The following is a 1851-nucleotide window of genomic DNA, read 5'->3' as shown; positions in this document are numbered from 1 at the left end:
TGTCATCGACTACCTTACCAAGAGCTTCCCGGTGCGCCTGATGCAGGTCTTCGCCGACGAGGATGGCAATCTTCGCTCCGAGGCGATGAGCGACGAGGATGGCAATCCGGTTTTCTGCCAACGCGCCATTGCCGCGCGCGATGCGCTGATCGAACAGCTCTGCGCACTGCCGCCGATTGCCACCGCGCTCGACGCGATCATCGAGCACTTCGGGACCGAAGCCGTGGCCGAGGTGACGGGCCGGATCCGCAGGCTTGTCCTGGGCCGCGATGGTCAGCAGCGCCTCGAACGGCGTAGCCCCAGCGCCAATGTCGCCGAAGCGCAAAGCTTCATGGAAGGAACCAAGCGCATTCTGGTATTTTCGGACGCGGGCGGCACGGGGCGTTCCTACCATGCCGACTTCGGCGCCAGGAACCAGCAGCGCCGGGTTCATTTTATGCTCGAGCCGGGCTGGCGCGCCGACAACGCCATCCAGGGTCTCGGTCGTACCAACCGCACCAATCAGGCCTCGGCCCCGCTGTTCCGCCCGGTTACCACCGACGTGAAGGGCGAACGCCGCTTCATCTCGACCATTGCGAGGAGGCTCGATGCCCTCGGCGCGCTGACGCGCGGCCAGCGCCAGACCGGCGGACAGAACCTGTTCGATCCGGCCGACAATCTTGAAAGCGATTATGCCCGCGATGCGCTCAGCCGCTGGTTCCAGCTGCTCTATGACGGCAAGCTTGAGGCCACCACTTTCGCCAACTTCGTCGAGCGCACTGGCCTACGGCTTGAAAACCCCGATGGCGGGCTGACCGACAATCTCCCCACGATCCAGCGCTGGCTCAATCGCATTCTCGCGCTGCCGATCGCGCTCCAGAACGCAATCTTCGACGAATACCTTGGCCTCGTCGAAGCGCGGATTGAAACTGCGCGCGAGGCCGGAACACTCGACCAGGGGCTAGAAACCGTGAGGGTCGATCACTTCACTGTCCTCGCCGACGAACTCCTGCGCACGGACCCCGTGACCGGAGCCGAGACCCGTCTTGTGTCGCTCGAAGTAACGAGGCACCTTCGGCCCCTACGATTGCAGCGCCTGGTGCGGATGCACGCGATCGGCAGCGTGCACGCGATCCCGATGCGCAATGCGCGCTCTGGCATGGTCGCACTGTCGGTTCCTGCCCGACGCCTCATTGCTGACGACGGGGCCGTGATCGAACGCCGCCGCCTGCTGCGCCCGCTCAAGTCCGCGAACTGGACATTTCAGGCACTCGCTGAGAGCCACTGGGAAGAAATTGGCGTCACTGCGTTCACCAGCGCCTGGCGGGCCGAGGAAGAGGAGGCTGCCGCTTGCCCGGTGACCGAGCGCGTCCATCTGGCCACAGGATTGCTGCTGCCCGTCTGGAAACGCCTCCCCGGCGATCATGTCCGCGTCACCCGCCTCGTTGCCGAGGATGGTCAGTCGATCATCGGGCGCGAAGTGCTCGATGTCGATCTCGCTGCGATCGCCGAGACCTTTGGCCTCTCAGGTGTTAGAGGACCTTTGGTAGAGCAAATCGGCGCCCTCGTCCTTGCAAGCGGAAAACCTCTGTGCCTCGCGAGCCACGATCCACTTACCGTGAAGCGCTCATTGGTCGGCGGCGAACAGCGCCTAGAACTGACCGGGTTCTCGCCCGATCGCCTCGACTGGTACAAGGGCAAGGGCTGCTTCACCGAGATCATCCGTTACCGCACGCGGCTGTTTGTCCCGATGTCGAGAGCAAGCAAGATCCTCCAAAGCATCGCAATCGAGCCCTGAACTTCTCATTTGCCCTAAACTGGTCTATATGGAGACCAAATTAAGTCCTAAGGTGTTCGATGAAACTGGACCAA

General features: G+C 62.9%; 1 protein-coding gene. It reads left to right on the top strand.

The features are described 5' to 3' along the window. On the top strand, positions 1-1777 hold a 1777-nt coding region (locus tag KYK83_RS16985), incomplete at its 5' end, for a strawberry notch C-terminal domain-containing protein (RefSeq protein WP_222829085.1). Positions 1778-1851: the final 74 nt, after the last annotated feature.

Origin of the sequence: Qipengyuania pacifica (assembly GCF_019857205.1) — a bacterium.
In the GTDB taxonomy this organism is placed as follows: domain Bacteria; phylum Pseudomonadota; class Alphaproteobacteria; order Sphingomonadales; family Sphingomonadaceae; genus Qipengyuania; species Qipengyuania pacifica.
Note: the sequence above shows the minus strand (reverse complement) of the source record. Positions and strands in the feature narration are given on the sequence as shown.